Annotated in this window: 19 protein-coding genes; 11 read left to right on the top strand and 8 right to left on the bottom strand. The window is 72.4% G+C overall.

The window, feature by feature from the left end:
* The first annotated feature begins 37 nt into the window (after positions 1-37).
* From V4Y03_RS30480 to V4Y03_RS30465, 4 genes are all read left to right on the top strand, one after another.
* Positions 38-1,741: a sensor histidine kinase gene (locus V4Y03_RS30480; protein WP_332437043.1), complete on the top strand. Its 1,704-nt coding sequence runs from the start codon at positions 38-40 to the stop codon at positions 1,739-1,741.
* Positions 1,742-1,819: 78 nt separating this feature from the next.
* Positions 1,820-2,485, top strand: coding sequence for a nitroreductase (locus tag V4Y03_RS30475; RefSeq protein ID WP_332437042.1), 666 nt, complete (start codon positions 1,820-1,822; stop codon positions 2,483-2,485).
* Between the two features lie 107 nt (positions 2,486-2,592).
* Positions 2,593-3,252, top strand: a complete 660-nt coding sequence (locus V4Y03_RS30470) for an MSMEG_1061 family FMN-dependent PPOX-type flavoprotein (RefSeq protein ID WP_332437041.1) — start codon at positions 2,593-2,595, stop codon at positions 3,250-3,252.
* 96 nt (positions 3,253-3,348) lie between these two features.
* Positions 3,349-5,700: an excinuclease ABC subunit UvrA gene (locus V4Y03_RS30465; protein ID WP_332437040.1), complete on the top strand. Its 2,352-nt coding sequence runs from the start codon at positions 3,349-3,351 to the stop codon at positions 5,698-5,700.
* Between the two features lie 55 nt (positions 5,701-5,755).
* Here the strand turns inward: V4Y03_RS30465 and V4Y03_RS30460 are convergent, their stop codons facing one another.
* Genes V4Y03_RS30460 through V4Y03_RS30450 form a run of 3 tightly spaced genes read right to left on the bottom strand, consistent with a single transcriptional unit; the run spans position 5,756 to position 9,172 of the window.
* Positions 5,756-6,502, bottom strand: a complete 747-nt coding sequence (locus V4Y03_RS30460; RefSeq protein WP_317875056.1) for a succinate dehydrogenase/fumarate reductase iron-sulfur subunit — start codon at positions 6,500-6,502, stop codon at positions 5,756-5,758.
* Entirely contained in the window at positions 6,499-8,445 is a 1,947-nt protein-coding gene (locus tag V4Y03_RS30455) for a fumarate reductase/succinate dehydrogenase flavoprotein subunit (protein WP_332437039.1), read from the bottom strand. Before V4Y03_RS30455 ends, V4Y03_RS30460 begins: the two co-directional genes overlap by 4 nt.
* A 1-nt stretch (position 8,446) precedes the next feature.
* The gene (locus V4Y03_RS30450) at positions 8,447-9,172 is read right to left on the bottom strand and encodes a succinate dehydrogenase (RefSeq protein ID WP_443079849.1); all 726 of its coding nucleotides are present in this window, start codon (positions 9,170-9,172) and stop codon (positions 8,447-8,449) included.
* Between the two features lie 96 nt (positions 9,173-9,268).
* Here V4Y03_RS30450 and V4Y03_RS30445 point away from each other — a divergent pair, with 96 nt between their 5' ends.
* Positions 9,269-10,225 carry a LysR family transcriptional regulator gene (locus V4Y03_RS30445; RefSeq protein ID WP_332437038.1) on the top strand — a complete coding sequence of 319 codons (957 nt, stop codon included), beginning with the start codon at positions 9,269-9,271 and terminating at the stop codon, positions 10,223-10,225.
* Between the two features lie 103 nt (positions 10,226-10,328).
* Positions 10,329-12,503: a hypothetical protein gene (locus V4Y03_RS30440; RefSeq protein WP_332437037.1), complete on the top strand. Its 2,175-nt coding sequence runs from the start codon at positions 10,329-10,331 to the stop codon at positions 12,501-12,503.
* Between the two features lie 179 nt (positions 12,504-12,682).
* On the opposite strand, the gene V4Y03_RS30435 is transcribed toward V4Y03_RS30440, so the two are convergent.
* A complete protein-coding gene (locus V4Y03_RS30435) occupies positions 12,683-14,848 on the bottom strand; it encodes a putative bifunctional diguanylate cyclase/phosphodiesterase (RefSeq protein WP_317877852.1) in 2,166 nt (721 codons plus the stop codon).
* Positions 14,845-15,657 (bottom strand): SAM-dependent methyltransferase, encoded by an 813-nt coding sequence (locus tag V4Y03_RS30430; RefSeq protein ID WP_332437036.1) that lies wholly within the window; start codon positions 15,655-15,657, stop codon positions 14,845-14,847. The genes V4Y03_RS30435 and V4Y03_RS30430 overlap by 4 nt, the downstream gene beginning before the upstream one ends.
* A gap of 541 nt (positions 15,658-16,198) precedes the next feature.
* Between V4Y03_RS30430 and V4Y03_RS30425 the strand changes: the two genes are divergently transcribed.
* The 3 genes from V4Y03_RS30425 to V4Y03_RS30415 all read left to right on the top strand — a co-directional run bounded on the left by V4Y03_RS30425 (position 16,199) and on the right by V4Y03_RS30415 (position 18,650).
* Entirely contained in the window at positions 16,199-16,969 is a 771-nt protein-coding gene (locus V4Y03_RS30425) for a hypothetical protein (protein ID WP_332437035.1), read from the top strand.
* 188 nt (positions 16,970-17,157) lie between these two features.
* Positions 17,158-17,922, top strand: a complete 765-nt coding sequence (locus V4Y03_RS30420; protein ID WP_317879021.1) for a bestrophin-like domain — start codon at positions 17,158-17,160, stop codon at positions 17,920-17,922.
* Positions 17,923-18,089: 167 nt separating this feature from the next.
* Positions 18,090-18,650: a hypothetical protein gene (locus tag V4Y03_RS30415; protein WP_332437034.1), complete on the top strand. Its 561-nt coding sequence runs from the start codon at positions 18,090-18,092 to the stop codon at positions 18,648-18,650.
* 137 nt (positions 18,651-18,787) lie between these two features.
* Here the strand turns inward: V4Y03_RS30415 and V4Y03_RS30410 are convergent, their stop codons facing one another.
* Positions 18,788-19,270: a hypothetical protein gene (locus tag V4Y03_RS30410; protein WP_317878901.1), complete on the bottom strand. Its 483-nt coding sequence runs from the start codon at positions 19,268-19,270 to the stop codon at positions 18,788-18,790.
* A gap of 379 nt (positions 19,271-19,649) precedes the next feature.
* Here V4Y03_RS30410 and V4Y03_RS30405 point away from each other — a divergent pair, with 379 nt between their 5' ends.
* The gene (locus V4Y03_RS30405) at positions 19,650-20,312 is read left to right on the top strand and encodes a class F sortase (protein WP_317878900.1); all 663 of its coding nucleotides are present in this window, start codon (positions 19,650-19,652) and stop codon (positions 20,310-20,312) included.
* A 106-nt stretch (positions 20,313-20,418) separates the two neighbouring features.
* Here the strand turns inward: V4Y03_RS30405 and V4Y03_RS30400 are convergent, their stop codons facing one another.
* Positions 20,419-21,300, bottom strand: a complete 882-nt coding sequence (locus V4Y03_RS30400) for a polysaccharide deacetylase family protein (RefSeq protein WP_332437033.1) — start codon at positions 21,298-21,300, stop codon at positions 20,419-20,421.
* Positions 21,301-21,390: 90 nt separating this feature from the next.
* On the opposite strand from V4Y03_RS30400, the gene V4Y03_RS30395 reads away from it, so the two are divergent.
* Positions 21,391-21,852 carry a universal stress protein gene (locus tag V4Y03_RS30395; protein ID WP_317878069.1) on the top strand — a complete coding sequence of 154 codons (462 nt, stop codon included), beginning with the start codon at positions 21,391-21,393 and terminating at the stop codon, positions 21,850-21,852.
* 85 nt (positions 21,853-21,937) lie between these two features.
* Here V4Y03_RS30395 and V4Y03_RS30390 read toward each other — a convergent pair whose 3' ends face one another.
* Positions 21,938-23,140 carry a CapA family protein gene (locus V4Y03_RS30390; protein WP_332437032.1) on the bottom strand — a complete coding sequence of 401 codons (1,203 nt, stop codon included), beginning with the start codon at positions 23,138-23,140 and terminating at the stop codon, positions 21,938-21,940.
* Positions 23,141-23,187 lie beyond the last annotated feature (47 nt).

Raw genomic sequence — 23,187 nt, 5'->3', positions numbered from 1 at the left:
GGGTGAGGACATGCACCAGAAGGACGGTCGACACACCATGCCGTACACACACAGGCCCCCGGTCGGAGTCGTGTGCGGTGATGTGGCCCTGTGGAGCGTGCTCGCCGCTGCCACCGGCTACGGGTTCAGGGACGCGGGCGCGGCGGCCTCGCCGGTCGAGGACCTGTGGCTCCCGCTGGCCGTCCTGGCGGTGGCCGTGCCGCTGTCCCGCCGTCGGCCGGGGACGGCGGTCGTCCTGGTCAACGCACTGTGCGCGCTGGGCATGGCCGATCCGGCGACCCCCGCCAACGCCCATGTCCTCTCGCTGGCCGCCCTGAGCTGTCTGCTGGGGGCCCGGGTCGCCGAGGCACGACGCCCGCTCCTGGTACTGGCCGGCTGCCTCGCCCTCGATCTCGCGATGTGCGCGGTGCTGCGGACGCCGGCCGTGTGGTGGTTCTACGCACTGACCGTGCTGCCCGCCGCTCTCCTGCTGCCCTGGCTGGCCGGACGGCACTGGCGCGGGCGACGCGAGCTGGTGCGGGAGGGCTGGCGGCTGGCCCGGAGCCTGGAGGAGCGTCAGCACCTGGTCGCGGAGCGGGCGCGGCTGACCGAGCGCGCGGACATCGCGGCCGACATGCACGACTCCCTCGGGCACGTGCTGAGCCTGGTCGCGCTGCGTGCCGGTGCTCTGGAACTCTCGCCCGACCTCACCGACCGCGACCGCACCGATCTCGCCGAGCTGCGCGGGACGATAGCGGATGCCGTGGAGCAACTGCGCGAGACCGTCGCGGTTCTGCACGACCCGGCCGGAACGGAACCGGGTGCGGGTCTGCCCGTCACCGACACCGTCGAGGACCTCCTCGGGCGGGCGGTCGCCTCCGGGGTGCCGGTGCGCTGGGAGCGGCACGGGGCGATTCCTGTGCTGTCCTCCCTGGTCCAGCGGGGCCTGTACCGGGCGGTGCAGGAGGCACTCACCAACGCGGTGAAGCACGCGCCCGACGGTGAGATCCGGGTGCGGATCGCACACGGGGCCGACCGTACCCGCGTGAGCGTCGTGAACGCCGCTCCGCCGGCCGGCCGATCGGAGTTCGCGCCCGAAGGCCCGACGGGCGGCGCCGGTGGCAGGGGTCTGACGGGGCTCAGGGAGCGGGTGGCGGTACTCGGCGGCTCCTTGTGGACCGGCCCGTACCAGGGCGGATTCCGTGTCACCGCGGTCCTCCCCCACCAGGTCGCGGCCTGCCCGGGGATGCCGACGCCGCGACCGGAGGCGTCGCCCGCACTCCGCAGGCCGCACGCGGGGGCCGCTCACCCGGCCCCCGGTACGGACACCGCCGCACCGGAGTCCGTCACACGGCTCGCCTCCGTACGGAATGCCGCCCGCCGCCGCTCCGTCGCCGCCTTCGCGGCTCCTGTCGTCGCAGCCGCCTTCTTCGTACCCGCAGCCGTCTACCTGGCCTGGCAGTTGACGACCAGCGTGCTGCCGCCGTCGCGGTTCGACGAGCTGACCATCGGTCGCCCGCGCGCCGAACTCGCTCCCCTGCTGCCGGACCACGCCTACCCGTACCCGCCCGACCACGCCCGTTCCGCACCCCGACCACCCGGCACCCGCTGCGAGTTCTACCGGTCCGGCCGCGACCTGTTGACCGAGGTCGACCTCTACCGGCTCTGCTGGTCGGACAACACGCTGGCGACGAAGGACACCGTGCCCGCGAGCCGGCCGACGGCCTCGTGGCCGCCTTCCGGACCGTCGAGGAGGAGCTGAACCGCGGCGATCCAGGACCGGTGGAGGTCAATGCCGACCAGCAGGTCGAGCTGCGTCGAGCGAGAGGAAGAGAACCACGTGGATGTGTACGAAGCCGTGGACGGCCGCCGGGCCGTGCGGGCGTTCAGCGACGAACCGGTGTCCCGAGAGGTCCTCGAACGCGTGCTGACCGCGGCGACGCGGGCCCCGTCGAGCGGGAACCTCCAGCCGTGGCGTGCCTATGTCGTGGCCGGCGAGCCGCTGGCCGAACTGAAGAGGCGCGCGACGGCCAGGGCGTTGGCGGGCGACCCGGGCGACGAGCGGGAGTATCCGATGTACCCGGCCGAACTGGTCTCGCCGTATCTGGACCGCTTCGCCGCCGCTGCCGCCCAGCGGTACGAAGCGTTGGGCATCGAGCGCGACGACCCCGACCGGCCCAGGAAGATCGCCGCGTTGAACTCGGAGGCGTTCGGGGCGCCGGTCGTGCTGTTCTGCTACCTCGACCGGACGATGGGACCCGGGCAGTGGGCGGACGCGGGGATGTACGTGCAGACGGTCATGCTCCTGCTGAGGGCGGAAGGGCTGCACAGCTGCCCCCAGGTGATGTGGACGGTGTACCGCGAGACCGTCGGCCAGATGGTCGGGGCCGACGACGGGCTCGTGCTGCTCTGCGGTGTCTCGGTGGGATTCGAGAAGGAGGGCGCGCCACCGCTGCGCACTGGGCGAGCGGCCATGGCGGAAACAGTGAGCTTCATCGGAATGTGACGATCAGACGGTCAAGACCCGCAGGATCAGCAAGCGCGACCCCTTCCATGTCCTCGTACTCGCCGACCGGGATCAGTAGCACGTCGGCCCTCTCAAGGTTCGGAGCAATGACAACACCTCCTCCTCTCAGCGCCTTCGACTCACTCCGCCTCGACGCCGTGCCCGACCAGGAGACCCTGCGTCGGGTCTACGATCTCCCCAGCGACGCGGCCGTACGTAAGCAGATGACCGAACTCACCGACCAGACAAGGCGGTTGATCGGCTGTTCCTCGCTGGTCCTGGTCGCCAGCGCGGACACCGAGGGCAACTGCGACGTCTCCCCGCGCGGCGGCCCCGCCGGGTTCGTCTCCGTCCTGGACGCGCGGACGGTGGCGATACCGGACGCGACCGGCAACAAGCGTCTGGACACCCTGCGGAACGTGATCGCCACCGGGCGGGCCGGGCTGCTGTTCGTCATTCCGGGGCGCACCACGACGCTCAGGGTGAACGGCCGGGCCTGCGTCTCCACCCGCCCGGAGCTGCTGTCGCAGCTGACCGCCGTGGGCAGGCCGCCGGCCAGTGCGCTGGTGGTGGGGATCGAGGAGGTCTACCCGCACTGTCCGAAGTCGCTCCTGCGCAGCGGGGCCTGGAAGCCGGAGCAGTGGCTGCCGGCGGACGCCCAGCCGACCTCGGCGGAGGTGACGCTGGCGCAGCTGCGGATGCCGGAGCTGACGATCGCCGACATCGAGCAGGCGGAGGCGGACTCGCTGAAGTACCGGTACGAGTGACCGGCCGGCCGACGTCGGCACGCGGTGGGCCCGGCGCCGCCGAAGGTCCTCCGCCCCCGAACAGGACACCAGGGGATCAATGGATAAAATCACCCTGTGTACGACAGCCCTCGTGATCCCTATGTCCGTGTCCGCGGTGCCCGTGAGCACAACCTCGCCGGGGTGGACGTCGACATCCCCCGCGACGCGCTCGTCGCCTTCACCGGCGTGTCCGGCTCCGGCAAGTCGTCGCTGGCCTTCGGCACGATCTACGCGGAGGCCCAGCGGCGCTACTTCGAGTCGGTCGCGCCGTACGCGCGGCGGCTGATCCACCAGGTGGGTGCGCCCGCCGTCGGAGAGATCAGCGGGCTGCCGCCGGCGGTCTCCCTGGAGCAGCGACGGTCCTCGCCGAACGCCCGCTCCTCCGTCGGCACGGTGACGACGCTCTCCAACTCGCTCCGCATGCTCTTCTCGCGCGCCGGCAGCTATCCGCAGGGCTCGCCGCGCCTCGACTCCGACGCCTTCTCCCCCAACACGACGACGGGCGCGTGTCCTTCGTGTCACGGCATCGGACGGATCCACGAGACGAGTGAGGAACTCCTCGTACCCGACCCGGAGCTGTCGATCCGTCAGGGCGCCATCGCCGCCTGGCCCGGCGCCTGGCAGGGGAAGAACCTGCGGGACGTACTGGACACCCTCGGGTACGACGTCGACCGGCCGTGGCGCGAGCTGGCCGCGAAGGACCGGGAGTGGATCCTCTTCACGGAGGAGCAGCCGGTGGTCACCGTGCATCCGGTGCGGGAGGCGGGGCGCATCCAACGCCCCTACCAGGGAACGTACATGAGCGCCCGGCGGTATGTGATGCGGACGTTCGCGGACTCGAAGAGCGCGACGTTGCGGGCGAAGGCGGAGCGGTTCCTGACGAGTGCGCCCTGCCCGGTGTGCGGCGGCAGCCGGCTGCGGCCCGAGGCGCTCGCGGTGACCTTCGGGGGCCGGACGATCGCCGAGCTGGCCTCGCTTCCGCTGACGGTCCTGGCCGGGCTCCTGTCGGCGACGCCGACGGACGGCGCGGAGACGGCGCGTGTCCTCACCGAGGATCTCGTCGCCCGGATCGGGACGGTCACCGAACTGGGTCTCGGCTATCTCAGTCTGGACCGGGCCACGCCCACCCTCTCCAACGGCGAGCTCCAGCGGCTGCGGCTCGCCACCCAGCTGCGCTCGGGGCTCTTCGGCGTCGTGTACGTGCTCGACGAGCCTTCCGCCGGTCTGCACCCGGCGGACACCGAGGCGCTGCTGGTGGTCCTCGACCGGCTGAAGGCGGCCGGGAACTCGGTCTTCGTCGTCGAGCACCACCTCGACGTGGTCCGGCATGCCGACTGGCTCGTGGACGTCGGCCCGGGTGCCGGGGTCCACGGCGGCCGGGTGCTCCACAGCGGGCCGCCGGGCGGGCTGGCCGCCGTGGCGGCGTCCGCGACCCGGCGCTTCCTCTTCGACCGGGTGCCCGCACCCGCACGGGAGGTACGGGCCCCGGCTGGGTGGCTGCGGACGGGGCCGGTCACCCGCCACAACCTGAGGGAGGTCGACGCGGCCTTCCCGGTCGGCGTCCTGACCGCCGTCACGGGCGTGTCCGGCTCCGGGAAGTCGACGCTCGTGGGCGCGCTGACCGCCGAACTCCCGGGTGCGGGGCGCCTGGTGACGGTGGACCAGCGGCCCATCGGCCGCACTCCGCGCTCCAACCTGGCCACGTACACCGGTCTCTTCGACGTCGTGCGAAAGCTGTTCGCGGAGACGGAGGAGGCACGGGAGCGCGGCTACAAGGTGGGCCGCTTCTCCTTCAACGTGCCCGGCGGGCGCTGCGAGACCTGTCAGGGCGAGGGCTTCGTCTCGGTGGAGCTCCTCTTCCTCCCGAGCACCTACGCGCCCTGCCCCGACTGCCACGGCGCCCGGTACAACCCCGAGACGCTCCAGGTGAGGCTGGACGGGCTGACGATCGCCGAAGTCCTGGACCTCACCGTCGAGTCGGCGGCGGAGTTCTTCGAGGACACCCCGGCCGCCGCCCGGAGCCTCGGGACCCTGCTGGACGTGGGCCTCGGCTATCTGCGGCTCGGGCAGCCGGCGACGGAACTGTCCGGCGGCGAGGCGCAGCGCATCAAGCTGGCCTCCGAGCTCCAGCGTCCGCGCCGCTCCCCCACCCTGTACGTGCTCGACGAGCCGACGACCGGTCTGCACCCGGCGGATGTCGAGGTGCTGATGCGTCAGCTCCACGGTCTGGTGGACGCGGGCCACTCCGTGGTCGTCGTCGAGCACGACATGGACGTGGTCGCCACCGCCGACTGGGTGGTCGACCTCGGTCCGGGCGGGGGTGACGAGGGCGGCCGGGTGGTGGCGGCCGGGCCGCCGTCCGAGGTGGCCGCCTCGCCCGTGAGCCGTACGGCTCCGTACCTTGCGCGGGCGCTCGCGGGCGGCTGACCGGCCTGGACGGGACGGCCCCCGGCGGTCGACCGCCCCGTCCGCATCCCCGCTGCTACCCCTTCACCTTCCGCCGCGCCCGCAGCCACTCCTTGTTCATCGCCGCGATCGACGGCAGCGGGATGCCCTTCGGGCAGGCCGTCGCGCACTCGCCGGTCAGGGTGCAGCCTCCGAAGCCCTCCGCGTCCATCTGGGCGACCATGTCGAGGACCCGGGTCTCGCGCTCCGGCGAGCCCTGGGGCAGCACGTTGAGGTGGTTGACCTTGGCCGAGGTGAAGAGCATCGCGGAGCCGTTGGGGCAGGCCGCGACGCAGGCCCCGCAGCCGATGCACTCGGCGTGCTCGAAGGCGGAGTCGGCGTCGGCCTTGGGGACCGGGGTCGCGTGCGCCTCGGGGGCCGAGCCGGTGGGAGCGGAGACGTAGCCGCCGGCCTGGATGACCCGGTCGAAGGCGGAACGGTCGACGACGAGGTCCTTGACGACGGGGAAGGCGGACGCCCGCCAGGGTTCGACGTCGATCGTGTCGCCGTCGCGGAAGGACCGCATGTGGAGCTGGCAGGTGGTGGTCCGCTCGGGACCGTGGGCGTCACCGTTGATGACGAGGCTGCACGCGCCGCAGATGCCCTCGCGGCAGTCGTGGTCGAAGGCCACGGGGTCCTCGCCGCGCAGGATGAGGTCCTCGTTGAGGGTGTCGAGCATCTCCAGGAAGGACATGTCGTCGGAGACGCCGTCCACGTCGTAGGTGGACATGGCGCCGGGGGCGTCGGCGTTCTTCTGGCGCCAGACGCGCAGGGTGAGCCTCATGCGTAGCTCCGCTGGGTGGGGTGGACGTACTCGAAGGTGAGGTCCTCCTTGTGGAGGACGGGAGCCGCACCGGTTCCGCCGAACTCCCAGGCCGCCGCGTAGGCGAACTCCTCGTCGCGGCGGGCGGCTTCGCCGTCGGGGGTCTGGGACTCCTCGCGGAAGTGGCCGCCGCAGGACTCGGCGCGGTGGAGCGCGTCGAGGCACATCAGCTCGGCGAGTTCCAGGTAGTCGACGATCCGGTTGGCCTTCTCCAGCGACTGGTTGAACTCCTGGCCGGTGCCGGGGACCTTGATGCGGCTCCAGAACTCCTCGCGGATCTTCGGGATCCGGTCGAGGGCGGTGCGCAGACCGCTCTCGGTGCGGGCCATCCCGCAGTACTCCCACATGAGTTCGCCGAGTTCGCGGTGGAAGGAGTCGGGGGTGCGGTCGCCGTCGACGGAGAGGAGGAGGTGGAGCCGGTCCTCGGTCTCCGCGAGCACCTCGCGGACGGCGGGGTGTTCGTCCGTGACCGGTTCGGCGTGGGGGTGGCGGGCCAGATAGTCGTTGATGGTGGCGGGGAGGACGAAGTAGCCGTCGGCGAGGCCCTGCATGAGGGCGGAGGCGCCGAGCCGGTTGGCCCCGTGGTCGGAGAAGTTGGCCTCGCCGACGGCGAACAGGCCGGGGACGGTGGTCTGGAGGTCGTAGTCGACCCAGAGTCCGCCCATCGTGTAGTGGACGGCGGGGTAGATCCGCATCGGGACCTCGTACGGGTTCTCGGCGGTGATCCGCTCGTACATGTCGAAGAGGTTGCCGTACTTCTCCTCGACGGCCGCCCGGCCCATCCGGCCGATCGCGTCGGCGAAGTCGAGGTACACGCCCTGCCCGCCCGGACCGACGCCGCGCCCCTCGTCGCAGACGTTCTTCGCGGCGCGGGAGGCGATGTCGCGGGGGACGAGGTTGCCGAAGGAGGGGTAGACGCGCTCCAGGTAGTAGTCGCGCTCGTCCTCGGGGATGTCGGCGGCGGACCGGGTGTCGCCCTTGGCCTTCGGCACCCAGATGCGGCCGTCGTTGCGCAGCGACTCGCTCATCAGGGTCAGCTTGGACTGGTGGTCGCCGGTGCGCGGGATGCAGGTGGGGTGGATCTGGGTGAAGCAGGGGTTGGCGAAGTACGCGCCGCGCCGGTGGGCCCGCCAGACGGCGGTGGCGTTGGAGTTCATCGCGTTGGTGGAGAGGTAGAAGACGTTCCCGTAGCCGCCGCTGGCGAGGACGACGGCGTCGGCGTAGTGGGTGGAGATCTCGCCCGTGATCAGGTCGCGGGCGACGATGCCCCGGGCCCGCCCGTCGACGACGACGAGGTCCAGCATCTCCGTACGGGCGTGCATCTCGACGTTCCCGGCGGCGATCTGCCGGGACAGCGCCTGGTAGGCGCCGAGGAGGAGCTGCTGCCCGGTCTGGCCGCGCGCGTAGAAGGTGCGGGAGACCTGGACGCCGCCGAAGGAACGGGTGTCGAGGAGTCCGCCGTACTCGCGGGCGAAGGGGACGCCCTGGGCGACGCACTGGTCGATGATCTCGACGGAGATCTGGGCGAGGCGGTGGACGTTGGACTCACGGGCGCGGAAGTCGCCGCCCTTGACCGTGTCGTAGAAGAGGCGGTGGATGGAGTCGCCGTCGTTGCGGTAGTTCTTGGCGGCGTTGATGCCGCCCTGCGCGGCGATGGAGTGGGCGCGGCGCGGGGAGTCCTGGAAGCAGAACTGGACGACGTGGTAGCCCTGTTCGGCGAGGGTGGCGCCTGCGGAGCCGCCGGCGAGGCCGGTGCCGACGACGATGATCCGGTGCTTTCGGCGGTTGGCGGGGTTGACCAGCTTCGCCTGGAAGCGGCGGGTGTCCCAGCGCTCGGCGATGGGGCCGGCGGGGGCCGTGTGATCGACGACCGGCTCACCGGTCGCGAAGTCGAGGAAGCTCATGTCAGCTCACCACTCCGGTCATGACGGCTACGGGTACGGAGATGAAGCCCGCGGTCAGGACGAGCGCGAGGGTGTTGGCGGTGGCCCTGAGGAGGCGTTCGCGGCGGGCGTTGCCGACGCCGAGGGTCTGGGCGGCGCTCCAGAAGCCGTGGCGGACGTGGAGGCCGACGGCGAGCATGGCGACGATGTAGATGACGTTGCCGTACCAGGTCGAGAAGGTGTCGACGATGTTCTGGTAGGGCTTGCCCTCCTCGAAGCCGCCGGGGTGGACGGTGCCGGTGGTGAGGTCGAGGACGTGCCAGACGATGAAGAGGGCGAGGATGATCCCGCCCCAGCGCATGGTGCGGGTCGCGTAGGACGAGCCCTTGCGGCGGTGGACGTACGCCGTGGGGCGGGCCTTCACGTCGCGGCGGCTGAGCTGGTACGCGGACACGGCGTGGCCGGCTACGGCGGCGAGGAGCACGATCCGGACGAGCCAGAGGGCCCACTCGTGGTGGAGGACGGGGGCGCCCATGACCCGCAGCCAGTGGGCGTAGGCGTTGAACTCCTCGGGGCCGAAGAAGACCTTCAGGTTGCCTGCGACATGGGCGACGAGATAGCCGAGCATGATCAGCCCGCTGACGGCCATGACCGTCTTCTTGCCGAGGGTCGATGACAGGAATCCGCGTGACGGTGTGGGGGACGGCGGGCGGCCCGTCGTCCGGTCCCTCGTGGGTGCCAGAGCCATGCTCATGACGCTAGGGCCGAAGGGCCCGAGAGGTCCAAGACATGGTCCGGCTGATCTCGATAGGCGGCGCCTATTCATGTCCCCTACCCTGGGACCATGCAGTTCCAGCAGCTCCTCTACTTCGTCGCCGTGGCCGAGACCCGTCACTTCACTCGGGCCGCCGAGCGCGTCCATGTCTCTCAGCCCTCCCTCTCCCAGCAGATCAAGGCGCTCGAACAGGAGCTGGGCGCCGAGCTGTTCAGCCGCGCCCGGGGCAACATCACGCTGACCGACGCGGGCGAGGCCCTGCTGCCGCTCGCGCGCCGGATCCTCGCGGACACCGAGACGGCCCGGATCGAGGTGCAGGAGCTGGCCCAGCTGAAGCGGGGCCGGGTGCGGCTCGGCGCGACCCCGAGCCTGTGCACGGGCCTCCTCCCGGACGTCCTGCGGGTCTTCCACGACCTCCATCCGGGGATCGAGCTGCTCATCGAGGAGGGCGGCTCGCACGACCTCGTACGGGAGCTGGCGCGCGGCGCCCTCGACCTGGCGCTGGTGGTGCTCCCGCTGCCGACCCCGTCACCGGCGCTGACGACCGTGGAGCTGCTGCGGGAGGACCTGGTGGTGGTCTCCGCCGCCTCGGCGCCCGGGCCACGCCGACCCGTGCGGATCAAGGACCTGCGCGACCAGCCGCTCGTGATGTTCCGGCACGGCTACGACCTGCGGGAACTGACCGTGGCGGCGTGCCGGGCGGAGGGCTTCGAGCCCACCTTCACGGTCGAGGGCGGCGAGCTGGACGCCGTCCTCGGTTTCGTACGGGCCGGCCTCGGGCTCGCGGTCGTCCCCGCGATGGTGGCGGCGCGCGGCGGCCGGGACCTCCGGGTGACCGCCCTGGCCCGGCCGGGCCTGCGCCGGACCATCGCGCTGGCGCACCGGAGCGATGTGGCTCCGCCGAGGGCGGCGCGGGAGCTCCAGCGGATCCTGCTGGCCTCGCGGCGCGTCGGCCCGGAGGGACCGGAGGGACCGAGCGGGCCGGAGAGGCCGGGCGGGCCGGGCGGGCCAGCGGTCGCCGGCTGAGGCACATCGCCCGGTGGTCGGCCGGTTCGCCCGTCGGCCGCACCCGCCCCCGGGCTGCGAAATCCGCGTGCGGCCGGCAGTGCGCGGCTGCGAGCATGCCCCCATGGTCCACGCTCTCGAACATCTGGTCGTCCGGCACTCCCTCCGTCTCCCCGTCCCCACCGGCCCCGCCGGGGACGGGACCGCCGCCGCGCGCCGGTTCGACGCGGCCCTGATGACCGCCGGGTTCAAGCTGTCGGCCGAGCTGATCGAGCGCCTCTCGGGCCTGGCCGGGCCCACGGTCGTCGAGACCGCCGTCCGCACCCTCGCCACGGTCCGCGGACTCCTCGGCGACCAGGTGCGGCACAACGTCCACTTCGTCGACTTCCCGGCCAACGTGCCGGACACGCTCGACTTCTGGATGGCCTGCGTGGCCGAGGCCATCGAGGACGGCGCCGTCGGCACCGGGGTGCTCGACCGGCTGCGCGCTGGCGTCCTCGATCTGCTGACCCTCCCGTCGTACGGACGCTACCGGCACACGTACGAGGAGATGCTCGCCGCCCACGACGAGCTGATCGCGGCGGCGGGTGACCGGCTGACCGTGCTGCATCTCGGCGGGGACGCGGAGGCCGAGGTTTCGGGGCTCTATCTGGCCCTGGCCGGCAGTACGACCCCGCTCGGCGAGGAGCACCTGCGGGACCTGGCCGTGCTCGCCGAGCACTGCGCGGACGGCCCCCAGCCCGAGACGATCACCGTCCGGGAGAATCGCGCCGTGGTCAACCGCGCCCGGCTGCGGGTGGCCGCCGCGCCGCTGCTCGACACCGTGACCGACGTCCTGCGGCTGGCCTGCGCTCTCGCGGAGGGCGATGTCACCCTGCGCGAGCCGACCCGTTTCCGCGCGCTGTCCCGCCCGTACCGCCGCGCCCTGCTCACGGGGCTCGACGCGGTGGTGGCCGCGTCCCCTGCCAAGCTCGCGGACGTGTCCGCGCACGCGGAGGCGTGGAAGCGGCTCGGGGAGCGGCTGCACCCCCACGAGTACCCCCATCTGCCGCACGCCGCCGAGGTGTTCGCCGTCGCCAGGGGCGAGCGGAAGGTTCCGTCGGTCGACAGCCGGGTGGAGGAGCTGCTCGTACGGGGTGATGTCACGGGCGCGGCGGAGTTGCTGGCCTCGGCGGCCCCGGGGCGCCTGTTCCGCGCCCTCGACCGGCTCCTTCGCGGCGCCGCGGAGGGCAAGGAGCAGGATGCTGTACTCGCCGCCGCCGAGCGGGCCGCGCCGGAGGTCTCGGGCCGGGTCGTCCTGTCGGTGCGCGAGCACGTCCAGAACCGCGCGGGCGGGAGTCCCGAGCGCCGTGTGTTCGTGAACCGGGAGGGCAAGGCCTGGGTCACCGCCGACACGCGCGCACCGCTGGGGGACGCCGTCCGCGAGCGGCTCGTCGAGATGCTCGACGCGGAGACCCGACGCCGGCTGCCGGACCCCGGACACCTCCTGATCGATCCCGAAGTCCTTGGCGTCGCGCTGCCGTTGAGCGGCCGGGCCGCCACGGCGGGGTTCGGTGTCCTGCCGCGCGGCTCGGTCTCACCGGTCGAGGGCGAGCTGCTGCGCTTCTTCACGTACTGGAGGGAGGCCGGGCGCACCACCGACCACGATCTGTCGGCGCTCGTCCTGGACGAGAACCACGCGACGGTCACCTGGCTCTCGTACACGGCGCTCACCGACGTCGAGGGCAAGCACTCCGGTGACATCACCTCGGCGCCCGACGGGGCTTCCGAGTTCATCGATCTGCGGCTCGGCGCGGTGCGCGGCACCTTCATCGTTCCGCAGGTGCACGTCTTCTCGGGCGAGGGCTTCGACGAGGCGGCCGAGTGCTTCTTCGGCTTCATGCTGCGTGAGTCCGCGCAGGCGGGCCGGCCGTTCGAGCCGCGGACCGTCCGGATGAAGTCGGATCTGCGGGGGCCGGGCCGGGTGGCGCTGCCGCTCGCGTTCCGGCGGGACGACGAGGGCCGCTGGCACGCCCACTGGCTGCATCTGTACCTGCGGGGCACACCGTCGGCGAACCGGGTCGAGGAGCACCGGGTGTCGATCGCGGTCCTGCTGCGCGGTCTGCTCGGCCGGACTCCGCTGACGGTTCGTCATCTGGTCGCGCTGATGCGGGAGTCGGGGACGCCGGTGACCCTGTGGGACGGTCGTGCGCTGCCGGACGCCCCGGTCACGTACATCGGTCTGGAGCGTCCGGACGGCCTCGCTCCGGGCTCGCGCGTGCTCACCCCGGAAAATCTGCGCGACCTGCTGCCCGCCTGAGTGCTACGGTCGTTCCGGGGCGAGGCCATGGAGAGGCTTCCTTCTCACACTCCATGAATTAGCCTCTCCGCTTTCCTCCCCCGTACCTCTTCCCGGCCTCCCCGCTTCGTGCGGGGAGGCCGGTGTCGTAGGCCCGGCTTCGTGGGGGGAGGCCGGTCCCGTACGCGTACGCCCGGGTCTCAGACCGCGTCCGCCAGCAGCAGCGAGTGGATCCGGTCCGGGGCGCCGGGGCGGGCGTAGTACCAGCCCTGAGCGGTGTCGCAGCCGAGGTCCCGCAGCTGCCGGGCCTGCGCTCCGGTCTCCACGCCCTCGACGGTGACGGCGAGTTCCAGGCTGTGGGCCAGCGAGACGATCCCCTCGACGATCTTGAGGTCGACCGGGTCCACCGGGTGCTGCTGCATCCCCCGGGTGAAGGAGCGGTCGAGCTTGAGGACGCTGACCGGGAGCCGGCGCAGATTGGCCAGGTTCGAGTAGCCGGTGCCGAAGTCGTCGAGCGCGATGTCCACGCCCATCTCGGCGAGCTGCCGCAGCGGCTTCAGCAGGTCCTCGTCGGCGCCGATGAGCGCCGATTCGGTGACTTCGAGGCAGAGCGCGCCCGGTTCGAGCCCCGACCTTTCCAGGACGTCGACGGTGTCGGCGACCAGGCGCGGGTGGTGGAGCTGGGTCGGGGAGAGGTTCACGTTGATCCGCAGCGGGCCGCCGTCGGAGTGCCGGGTCTGCCAGAACCGGGCCTGGCGGACGGCTTCCTGGAGCACCCAGCGGCCGAGCGGCACGATGAGCCCGGTGTCCTCGGCGAGCGGGATGAATCGGTCGGGGCCGAGCACCCCGTGCTGCGGGTGGCACCAGCGGACGAGCGCCTCCGCGCCGTGCACGCTGCCGTCGTCGAGGTGGACGAGCGGCTGGTACTCGATGAAGAACTCGCCGCGTTCGAGCGCGGTCGGCAGGGCCGTGGTGAGTCCGTGCCGGGTGATGGCGCGGGCGTCGGCCTCCGGGTCGGCGAGCTCGAAGCGGTTGCCGCCCGCGGACTTGGCCCGGTACATGGTGATGTCGGCGCTCCGCAGCACCTCGGCCGCGGTCCGCTCCCCCGCCGGGCCCTCGACCACACCGAGGCTGCCGCGCACGGTGAGTTCGCGGCCGTCGATGCGGAGGGGGGTGGCGAGCGCGGCGAGGATGCGGTCGGCCAGTTCCGTGACGTCCCGCTCGCCTCCGGGGGCGGTGGTGAGGGCGACGAACTCGTCACCGCCGAGCCGGGCCACCATCTCACCGGAGCCGGTGACACAGCTCTGCAGCCGGTCGGCGACCTCCACGAGCAGCCGGTCGCCGGTGGAGTGGCCGAGACTGTCGTTGATGACCTTGAACCCGTCGAGGTCCAGGTAGCAGAGGCCGAACCGGGCGTTGTCGCCGGGTGCGAGGGCCTTCTCCAGGCGCTCGAAGAACAGGGTCCGGTTGGGCAGTCCGGTGAGCGCGTCGTGGGTGGCCTCGTACCGCAGGCGCAGATGGAGCAGACGCCGTTCGGTGGTGTCCTCCATGAGCGCCAGCTGGTACTGGGGCGTGCCCTCGGCGTCGCGGAGCAGCGAGACGGTGAGGTTGGTCCACAGAACCGTTCCGTCACCCCGGTAGTAGGGCTTCTCGACCCGGTAGTGCTCGCGGTCGCCGCGGACCAGCTCCTCGTACAGCTTCCAGACGTGCGGGCCGTCCTCGGGGTGGACCCACTCGTTCACCTTGCGGCTGCGCAGGGGGCTCTCCATGCCGCCGAACATCCGGGTGAGGGTCTCGTTGACCTCCAGGACGTTGCCGTCGAGGTCGGCGATGCCGATCCCTATGGCCGCCCCGTCGAAGACCGCGCGGAAGCGGCTCTCGGTGGCGTGCAGGGCGATCTCGGCGGCGCTGCGGGCGCTGAGCGCGGAGCGGGCGATGGCCTCCTGCTCGGCGCGGGTCCGCTCGCGGAGTGCCTGCGCGTAGCCGGTGGCCATGGCGTGCTGGAGGCGGGAGCAGCGGGCCCTGAGCTCCTCGGCCGGCAGGTCCGAATCCGTACCGCAGTACAGCACCAGGTACGAGTCGACGACGCCGAGGCTGCGCCCGAGGGCGTCCGGGTCGGTGCAGTGGGCGGCGATGAGCGCCGCGCCGGTGCGCTGGGCCGGTGCCGTGTCGAAGGGCCGCGCGTGCAGGGCGTCGCACAAGGTGCGGGCCAGCGGCAGCAGATGCCCCTCGAACTCGGCGCGGGTCAGTGAGGTGGCGGTCACCGGGAAGATCGCGCGGCTCCAGATGGTGACGAACCGCCTGAGTCTGTCCTCCGGGCCGTCCGCTTCGGCGACGGCGCCCGACGGCTGCGACGGGACCTTCACGCCTTGCGCCCCACCCCTGCGAAACCGGAGAAGGCGTACGGGTCCTCCTCCTCGACCGGGCTCTCCGGTCGCCAGTCGGGCATCGGGACGAGACCGGGCTCGACCAGTTCGGTGCCCGCGAAGAAGCGGCTGATCTCCTCGCCCGACCGCATCACCAGCGGGTTGCGGATGTTGCGGTAGACGCCGACGGTGCCGCCCGCCTGCTCCTCGGTGAGCGGGATGCCCTCGTACGAGGCGTGGGTGACGACGAGCAGGCTGCCGGGCGCGAGCGCGTCGACCAGCTCGGCGACGGCCTCGTGCGGCCGGTCGCCGTCCTCCAGGAAGTGCAGGACGGCGACGAGGAGCAGCGCCACCGGCCGGTCCAGGTCGAGGAGTCGGGTGACCTCGGGACTGCGCAGGACCTCGGCCGGCTTGCGCAGGTCGCCGGCGACGACGGCGGCACCCTCGTCGCCGTCCAGGACGGCGCGGCTGTGGGCGACGGCGACCGGGTCGTGGTCGACGTAGACGACGCGGGCCGCGGGGTCGGCGGCCCGGGCGACCTCGTGCACGTTGCCGAAGGTCGGTATGCCGGAGCCGATGTCCAGGAACTGGGTGACGTCGTTGTCAACGGCGTGCCGGACGGCCCTCCGCATGAAGGCACGGTTGGCCTGCATGATCTTGGGCAGGCCAGGCATGAACTCCATGGCCTTGCGGGCCGCTTCCCGGTCCACTTCGAAATTGTGCGAGCCGCCCAGATAGAAGTCGTACATACGGGACACGCTCGGCACCGAAATGTCGATACCAGGCGGAGCCCAGGCGGGACGCTCCATCAATGTCTCCAACAAGTCGCCATGGGGGATGCGGCCCTGTGTTCGTGGCCGGTGTTCGAGGTGAGGCTACTGATCGCCCGCCGAGAGAGCGAGTGGAAACGGAAATTCGCGGTCCGTTCTTGGTCACACGCCATTGGCACGTGCTCGTGGAACGAAGAGTTCACGCCTTCAGGCTGTGCACATTCACGTGCATCTGATCGTGCGTCGACTCTTCGGCGGACCTCCGGTGCACCTGGTGCGCTCCCAGGTCCCGCCCGCACCTCGGCCGTTGCCGCCGCCGGGGCCCGGTCGCCGGTGCAGGATGCCCCGTTGACCGCCCCGTCCGACAGGGCGACAACCGGACAGATATCGTCCCTGGGGCCGGAACGGGCCGACTCGACAGACTTCGGTAAACGTGCCGTCCGTCGATACCCGGGCATTGCGGCGAATCCGCCTCCGGGGAGGCGAAACGTCAAACCAGCGCATCCGGAGAACCCCTCCATCCGGCGAATCCCGGCCGTTTCCACCCCGGCGCGCCGCCGCACTGATCAAGCTCGTCGGCGTGTCTCAGTACGGATCACTCCTCGCGCGGCCGCTGGCGGCCCTCGCATTGGTGTGGCTCATTGCCACCCCCGTGCCGGTCGCCGCCGACGCCTGCGCCTACGCCTCGACCGACCAGGGCGGTTCCCACGTCGCGGTGGCGGTCGCCGGCGACCGCCACGACGGCGACGACCACAGCCAGGGGAACGACAACGGCCAAGGGAACGAGGGCCAAGGGAACCAGGGCCGGGGGAACGACGGCCACGGGAAGGGCAAGGGCCACGACCGGCACGGGAACGGCAAGGGCAAGGGCCACGGGCATCACCACCACCCGAACCCGTGCCACCCCGAGCCGCCCCCGCCGTGCCCCACACCCACGCCCACACCCACACCCACGCCTTCCCCGACGCCGACGCCCACGCCGTCCCCGTCCCCGTCGCCGTCGCCGTCCCCGAAACCGGAGCCGCCGTCGCCCACACCCCCGCCGCGCCCACCCCGTCCGGCCCCGAAGCCACCGGCCGCCGAACCCACGCCCCGTCCGGCGCCGCCGTCCCCCGCGCCTCCGGCCCCGAGGCCGCCGGAGCCCGCTCCCGCGCCGCCGGCACCGCCCTCCCCGACGCCTCCGCCGACCGTACGGCCCCGGCCCCCGGCCCCCACGCCCGTGGCCCTGCCGCACTACCGCCCCGCCACGCACACCAAGCCCAAGGGCGGCACATCCGTCGTCACCGCGACGCTGATGATCACCGCCCCGGCCGTGCTCGCGACGGCGATCCTGCGCCCCCGGTCCAAGTGACCCGGCCGCACCAGACCTCACCGCACCGCCCCCTCACCGTCCCGCCGCCCTTCCGGGCCCTCCCGCTCACCGGCCGGCCGCCCCACCGTCCCGCCGCCCCACCGCTTCGTCGCGGCACCGCTTCACCGCTTCGTCGCTTCGTCGCCGCACCGATTCGCCGTCCCGCCGTATCCCGCCGAAGGATCTCCATGTCTGAATGGCTCGTTCTCACCCTTGCGATGGCCGCCGCGTGCGCCGTCGTCCTCGCCATCGTCGTCATCAACAACCGCCGCATCCCCGAGGACGACGACCCCAGCGAGACCCCCGACGTCATCGAGTACATGACGATGATGATCGGCGTGATCTACGCGATCGTCCTCGGTCTGGCCATCGCCGGTGTCTGGGAGGCCCGTGGGGCCGCCCAGGAGACCGTGCGGCAGGAGGCGCAGGCGATGCACGAGATCTCCGCCCGCGTGGAGGTGTACCCGCAGGACGTCCGCGCCCGCATCCGCGCCGATGTCGACGCGTACGTCTCCTACGTGGTCAACGACGAGTGGACCCACATGAGTGAGCACGGCGAGCTGAGCGAGCAGGGCACCGCGCTGCTCGACCGGGTGCGGCGCAGCGTCACCGACTACCAGCCGGCCAACGACTTCGAGGGGCAGGCCTACCAGCCGCTGGTGGACCAGGTCACGCTGGCCGACGACGCCCGGGGTGCCCGCGGGCAGAACGCCGGGGAGACCATGCCGGGGGTGGTGTGGTTCGGTCTGATCATCGGCGCCCTGGTGACGGTCGGCCTGATCTTCACCCTGCAGATCCGCAGGACCGGGCGGGAGTTGCTGCTCGCCGGGCTCTTCAGCGTGCTGATCGCGTTCCTGTTGTTCCTCATCTGGGACTTCGACGCGCCGTTCGGCCGGGGCATCTCGGCCACCGCCGCGCCGTTCGTCGACCTGTTCCCGCAGGTCACCCGGTGACGCGACCCCCGGGAGTGGGCCGCACGGGGGACATCGGTGCCCCATTCGCACGTCTGGGATCGCGGCTGTGGTAGTGCGCTCCTAGCGTTTCGGGCATCGAGGTGCACGCACGGTATTCGGCGGAAACCCCCTTCCGCGGCTGCCCCTCGGGACCCGGAGGATTCACCATGCGCGCGATACGTGCCGCGTCCACTGCCCTGCTGGGGGCGGCCGCCCTCGCCCTGGCCGCCCCCGCCGCCGTCGCGGCGGACGGCGCCCCCGCACCGAACCCGCGGGTGGCACGGGCCAAAGCACCGGGCGATTTCGTCGTGTCGCCCTCTCTGGTCGCTCCTGGCGGCCGGGTGACGCTGAGCGCGCCCGGCTGCGCCAGTACGGCCACGGCCTCGGCCGGCGTCTTCGACACCGCCACCATCGCACCGGGCTCGGCGGTGACCGCCACCGTGGACCAGGACGCCCGGCGCGGGGCCGTGTACACGGTCTCCTTCAACTGCACGGGCGGCGAGCAGGACACCGTCGCCCTGACGGTCAGCGGCGTCCCCACGGCCACGCCGACGATCAGCTCCACCGTGCTCACTCCCCCGCGCGGGGTGCGGGGCGGCCTCGGCGGCTCGGTGGGCGACGGCCTCGATCCGGTCGAACTGGCCGCGGGTGCCGCGCTCGTCCTGGCCGCCGCGGCCGGTGGCGCGTACGTGCTGCGCCGCCGTTCCGCCCGTACACGTCGCCACTGAGGCGGCGGAGCGTGCCGGACCGGAGCGGCGGGCGCCCTCGCCGGGTCCCCGAGGGGATCCGGACGCCCGTCGCCCCCGGGTCCCTGCGGGGACTCGGGGGCGACGGGCGTTGCGGGCCGACCGGGAGATACGGCCGGTCAGACCGCACCGGTCGTACGACGGCGACGGGCGATGAAGAGCCCCCCGCCGAGCGCGGCGGCGGCGACCAGGCTGCCGCCGACGGCCATCTCGGTGGAGCTGGGAGCGAGCGAGCCGCCGAGACCGCCCTGTGCGCCGCGGCCCGGGAGGACGCGGAACGGGTGCGTGACCACCGCGGAGTTGTCACTGCACTTCACGGCGAGGTTGTAGCTGCCCGGGGTGGCATTGTCGTGGACACGGGCGATGGCGCTGGAGAGCCCGTTGGAGTTGACCGAGAGGCTGGTCTCGGGGAAGGCGTTGGACGTCACCGTGCCACCGTGACCGCACCCCTTGGCGGTGATCGTGATCGTCGACCCCGCGTGGACGTCGAAGGGGTTGACGGTGACGTTGCTCGGACCGTTGGTGGCGACGGCGAGGGGGGCCGCGAGCCCGACCGCCGCGATTGCGGTGGCGGTCACCGCCAGAGTGCGTGCAGCACGCATGGTTGAACCTCCAGTGGAAGACGCCCCAAAGCGGTGCTCCGGGAGTTTCGACGAGTACGCCTTCCATGACGAACCATCACAAGCCGGGGCGAGCTGTGCATGTCGACACTGGTCCACCCCGGTGAGGCGACACGCCCGGGATCGACCCCCTGGAGCGGACGGAACAGCAGGTCAGAGGCTTCCGGGTCGCTTATCTGACGATTACTCGGATGGGTCAGCGCCCTGTCACCCGCCTGTCGCGGCCGGTGAGCCGGCGGGCCGGTCCGCCGTGCGCCCCGAAGACCTCCGTCCGGCGGCCTCCCCCACCCGTTCGGACCGTCCGGAATGACGGTCCGTCAGACCGGATCTACCGTTCTGACGACGCCATGAAGGGAGAACCATGCCCGCGAAGGACTTCCGCGTCTTCGAGCGCAGGAGACGCCGACCCTGGGGCGTCCTGGCCCTCGCCATGCTGTCGGGGCTCGCGATGATGCGCAACGGAGTGGATGTCGCGCTCGGTCCCCCGCAGCCCGCCGCGGCCGCCCGTCCGGTGGCCCGGACCGTCACCCCGCCGCCACCCGGCGCGAGCAACGGACTGGAACCGCTGACCTTCGCCCCGGCCTCCCGGATCAGGATCCCGGCGATCCAGGTCGCCGCGCCGATCATGGACGTGGGCCTGGACGCGGACGGCTGGGTGGCGGCCCCGCCGCCCCAGGACACCAACCTCGCCGGCTGGTACCAGAACGGCATCTCCCCCGGCCAGCGCGGCACTTCGGTGATCGTCGGCCATGTCGACAACGCGAAGGGGCCAGCGGTCTTCTACGGCCTGGGCTCGGTGGAGAAGGGCCAGCACATCGAGGTCGACCGGTACGACGGCCGGGTCGCGGTCTTCGAGATCTACGGGGTCGAGGTGTACGCGAAGAACGACTTCCCCGGCGTACAGGTCTATGCAGACAACGGTCAGCCCGAGCTGCGGGTCATCACCTGCGGGGGCGGCTACACGCGCGCGCGTGGCTACGACGGCAACGTGGTCGTCTACGCCCGCATGGTGGCCTCCCGCTAGTCGGGGCACATCGGAAGGGGCCCCGCCACCTCAGGGTGCCGGGGCCCTTGCCGTACGCGCGGGGCCTTCCGTCGGGCGCGGAGCCGTCGCCGTACGCGCCGGATCCTCAGCGCCGCGGAACGGTGATGTGGTAGCCCGCGTCGAGGAGTTCGGGCAGATAGCGGCGGAGGGCCGCGACGCTCTGCGAGCGGTTGCCGCCGGCGTCGTGGGAGAGGACGACGGCGCCGGGGGCGGCTCCGTCGAGGGCGCGGCGGACGATGGTGTCGGTGCCTGGCTCCGTCCAGTCCAGGGTGTCGACGGTCCAGGCGAGCGGCTCCATGCCGAGTTCGGCGCCGATCTCGAAGGAGTGCCGGTTCCACGCCCCGTAGGGGGCGCGGTACCAGAGCGGGGCCGCCCCGAGGGCCCGTTCGACGACCTCGCTGGTGGAACCGAGTTCGTCGCGGATGCGGGAGGGCCGCAGTGTGGGGATCAGCGGGTGGGACCAGGAGTGGTTGCCGACGACGTGCCCGTCCGCGGCCATCTCCCGCAGCAAGTCCTGGTTGTCGACGGCCATCTCCCCGCAGACGAAGAACATCGCGCGGCAGTCATGGCGGCGCAGGGTCTCCAGGACGGCCGGGGTGTAGCGCGGGTCCGGCCCGTCGTCGAAGGTCAGCACCATGGACCGGCCGACGCCGGACATGCTGAGGAAGGGCCGCTGCCGCACCGGCGGCACCGCGCGCCGGAAGGCCGGGGGCGCGTACGCGGTCATCGGCTGGAGCCGGTACGAGCTGGGGCGCAGCCGCGCGGCCTGTGCCTGTGCCCGCGGCCCGGCGGCGGGCCCCGCTGCGCCGCCTCGGTGGGGCGGGACCGGGGGCGCGGCGCCCGGGGCCGCGCCTTCGTGGCCGGAGAGCCGGTCCACCGCGAGGGCTCCGACGGTGACGGTGGCGCCGAGGGCGGCTGCGAGCCGTAGCACCGCCCGGCGCCCCTGAGGCATCTGATCGTTTTTCATGACCAATGGTTCGTACGGATGAGGGTCCGCGCAGCTCACCGACACCGGCCACCGGTCCGAAAGCACTCGATGAGCCGATAGCCTCCCGAGGTGACCGAACAGCAGCCCGACCGGTTCGAACGCGGCACCGACGGCCCGAAAGTGATCATGGCGGGAGTCGACGGCTCCGCCTCCTCCCTCCGCGCGACGGCGTACGCGGCGGGGCTCGCCCGGCGCCAGAACGCGCTGCTCGCGCTCGTGTACGTCCAGCCGGTGATCGCGGCGGGCGCGGCGATGGGCGTGGCCGTGGGCGGGACCACGGAGGAGATCGCGGAGGGCCTCGTCGAGGAGATCCGTACGTCCGCCGAGCGGGTGAAGGACCTCTGGCGGATCCGCTGGGAGTTCCGCACCTTCCGGGGCGACGCCTACGCGGGCCTGGTCCGGGCGGCCGGGGAACTGAAGGCGGACGCAGTGGTGGTGGGCGCCTCCGAGTCGGCGGGACACCGGCTCATGGGCTCGGTGGCGGTCCGGCTGGTGAAGGCGGGCCGCTGGCCGGTCACCGTCGTACCGTGACCGGCCGCGCGCGACGCCGGGCGGCCGTGCCGAGTCCGGCACCGCCCCTCCCCGGCCGGCCGCAGCGGCCCGGGGCAGGGCCGGGCTACTTCCCCATCACCAGCCCGTCCTTCGCCGCGCCCCTGCCGAGTACCACCTGCCGGATCGCGTCGCGGATGTCGGACCGGTTCTGCGAGGTCCCGTCGTCGGCGCCGAGGTTCACCACCCGGCCGCGCCCGGTGTCGAACCACTGGGGCACGAACTCGGCCCTGGTGACCTCCCAGCGCGCGCCCGGGGTCCGGGGCGGGGCGAAGGTGAAACGGCCGATGCTGCCCTGGTTGCCGCGCGGGTCGAAGGCGCCCTCGTGGTTGATCATGTCCCCGGCGATCTGGTCCCCCATCCCGTAGATGATCCAGGTGCCGTTGACCTTCTCGTACGCCTGCGGGACATGGGCGTGGGTGCCGATGATCAGGTCGATGTCGGGGCGTCCGCCGCTCTGCGAGGCGGTGAGCGCGCGGCCGAGGGAGAGCTGCCGCTCGTCGGGCTCGGTCTGCCACTCGGTGCCCCAGTGGACGCTGACCACGACCACGTCGGCGCCGGCCGCGCGGGCGGCGCGGGCGTCGGCGATCACCTGCCGCTCGTCGAGCAGCCGGACCGCCCAGGGCTGCCCCTCGGGCATCGGATAGCCGTTGGTGTCGTACGTGTAGGCGAGCTGTGCCACGGTGGCGCCGCCCGCCTTGAGCAGGGTGGGCTTCGCCGCCTCCGCCTCCGTACGGGCCGATCCGGCGTGCCGGACACCGGCCCGGTCGAGTGCGTCCAGGGTGCGGCCGAGGCCGTCGGCGCCGTCGTCGAGGGTGTGGTTGGAGGCGGTGGAGCAGGAGTCGTACCCGGTGGCCTTGAGCGCGGCGGCGACCTCGGGGGGCGACTTGAACGCCGGGTATCCGGTGTAGGGCCCGCCGCCCTTCCCGTAGACGGTCTCCATGTGGCAGATGGCCAGGTCGGCCCCGGAGACGACGGACTTCACCCCGGCGAACATCGGGGCGAAGTCGTAGCCGTCGCCCTCGGAGTCCGCCGCGGCCCGGCGGATGATCGAGTCGTGCGGGAGGACGTCGCCGGAGGCGACGAGGGTGAACCCGGTGGGCGCGGAGGCGCCGCCGGGCGCCGCGGACGGGACGGCAGGGCCCGTCTTGGTGACCCTGGGGGTGGGGGCTCCGCCGGCCGGAGCGAGCCCGCCGGCGCAGCCGGTCGCCCCCGCGAGCAGGACGGCGGCGAGGGCCGCCACCCCCGCGGGTCCTGAACGTGAGGTCATGGACGGCACTCCCCCGATTCGTGGGATGAACATGTGTTCACACGAAT

It is taken from the genome of Streptomyces sp. P9-A4 (assembly GCF_036634195.1).
Lineage (GTDB): Bacteria > Actinomycetota > Actinomycetes > Streptomycetales > Streptomycetaceae > Streptomyces.
The sequence above is the reverse complement of the archived record's forward strand: the minus strand, read 5'-3'. Positions and strand labels throughout refer to the sequence as shown.

What these genes read in the sequence shown, in the direction of transcription:
- V4Y03_RS30480 (WP_332437043.1), top strand. Translation starts at nt 38, where the DNA reads ATGCCGTACACACACAGGCCCCCGGTCGGAGTCGTGTGCGGTGATGTG.
- V4Y03_RS30470 (WP_332437041.1), top strand. Translation starts at nt 2,593, where the DNA reads ATGACAACACCTCCTCCTCTCAGCGCCTTCGACTCACTCCGCCTCGAC.
- V4Y03_RS30460 (WP_317875056.1), bottom strand. Translation starts at nt 6,502, where the DNA reads ATGAGGCTCACCCTGCGCGTCTGGCGCCAGAAGAACGCCGACGCCCCC.
- V4Y03_RS30455 (WP_332437039.1), bottom strand. Translation starts at nt 8,445, where the DNA reads ATGAGCTTCCTCGACTTCGCGACCGGTGAGCCGGTCGTCGATCACACG.
- V4Y03_RS30450 (WP_443079849.1), bottom strand. Translation starts at nt 9,172, where the DNA reads ATGGCTCTGGCACCCACGAGGGACCGGACGACGGGCCGCCCGCCGTCC.
- V4Y03_RS30445 (WP_332437038.1), top strand. Translation starts at nt 9,269, where the DNA reads ATGCAGTTCCAGCAGCTCCTCTACTTCGTCGCCGTGGCCGAGACCCGT.
- V4Y03_RS30440 (WP_332437037.1), top strand. Translation starts at nt 10,329, where the DNA reads ATGGTCCACGCTCTCGAACATCTGGTCGTCCGGCACTCCCTCCGTCTC.
- V4Y03_RS30430 (WP_332437036.1), bottom strand. Translation starts at nt 15,657, where the DNA reads ATGGAGCGTCCCGCCTGGGCTCCGCCTGGTATCGACATTTCGGTGCCG.
- V4Y03_RS30420 (WP_317879021.1), top strand. Translation starts at nt 17,158, where the DNA reads ATGTCTGAATGGCTCGTTCTCACCCTTGCGATGGCCGCCGCGTGCGCC.
- V4Y03_RS30415 (WP_332437034.1), top strand. Translation starts at nt 18,090, where the DNA reads ATGCGCGCGATACGTGCCGCGTCCACTGCCCTGCTGGGGGCGGCCGCC.
- V4Y03_RS30410 (WP_317878901.1), bottom strand. Translation starts at nt 19,270, where the DNA reads ATGCGTGCTGCACGCACTCTGGCGGTGACCGCCACCGCAATCGCGGCG.
- V4Y03_RS30405 (WP_317878900.1), top strand. Translation starts at nt 19,650, where the DNA reads ATGCCCGCGAAGGACTTCCGCGTCTTCGAGCGCAGGAGACGCCGACCC.
- V4Y03_RS30400 (WP_332437033.1), bottom strand. Translation starts at nt 21,300, where the DNA reads ATGAAAAACGATCAGATGCCTCAGGGGCGCCGGGCGGTGCTACGGCTC.
- V4Y03_RS30390 (WP_332437032.1), bottom strand. Translation starts at nt 23,140, where the DNA reads ATGACCTCACGTTCAGGACCCGCGGGGGTGGCGGCCCTCGCCGCCGTC.